This is a genomic window from Mesorhizobium sp. M1A.F.Ca.IN.022.07.1.1 (assembly GCF_003997575.1).
Taxonomy (GTDB): Bacteria; Pseudomonadota; Alphaproteobacteria; order Rhizobiales; family Rhizobiaceae; genus Mesorhizobium.
In genome coordinates this window covers 1-580 of sequence record NZ_RZST01000722.1, presented here as the reverse complement: position 1 = coordinate 580, position 580 = coordinate 1, and the positions used below count along the sequence as shown (strand labels likewise).

General features: G+C 67.6%; 1 pseudogene. It reads left to right on the top strand.

What is annotated here, in order from left to right:
• Window positions 1-580: pseudogene (locus EOA75_RS33620) on the top strand (DNA polymerase IV); the annotation flags it as partial.

The following is a 580-nucleotide window of genomic DNA, read 5'->3' as shown; positions in this document are numbered from 1 at the left end:
ACGCCGCCGGTCGAGCCGCTGTCGATCGACGAAGCTTTTCTCGACCTCGCCGGTACCGAGCGGCTGCATGGCATGCCGCCGGCGCTTGTGCTGGCCCGCTTCGCACAGACCGTCGAGAAGGAACTCGGCATCACCGTTTCCGCCGGTCTCTCTTACTGCAAGTTCCTGGCCAAGATCGCGTCGGACTTCCGCAAGCCGCGCGGCTTTTCAGTCATCGGCGAAGCGGAAGCGCCAAGCTTTCTTGCCGGGCAGCCGGTCACGCTGATCTGGGGCGTCGGCAAGGCCTTGGCCGCGACGCTCGAGCGCGACGGCATCCGCACCATTGCCCAGCTGCAGCGCATGGAGCGCGGCGAGCTGATGCGCCGTTACGGTGTCATGGGCGACCGGCTCTACCGGCTTTCGCGCGGCGAGGACGACCGCCGCGTCGACCCCGGCGGCGATGCCAAGAGCGTGTCGGCCGAAACCACCTTCGACAACGACATCGGCTCGCTGGCAGAATTGGTGCCGGTGCTGCGCGGCCTGTCGGAAAAAGTCTCGGCGCGGCTGAAGAAATCCGGCACTGCCGGGCGCGCCGTGGTGC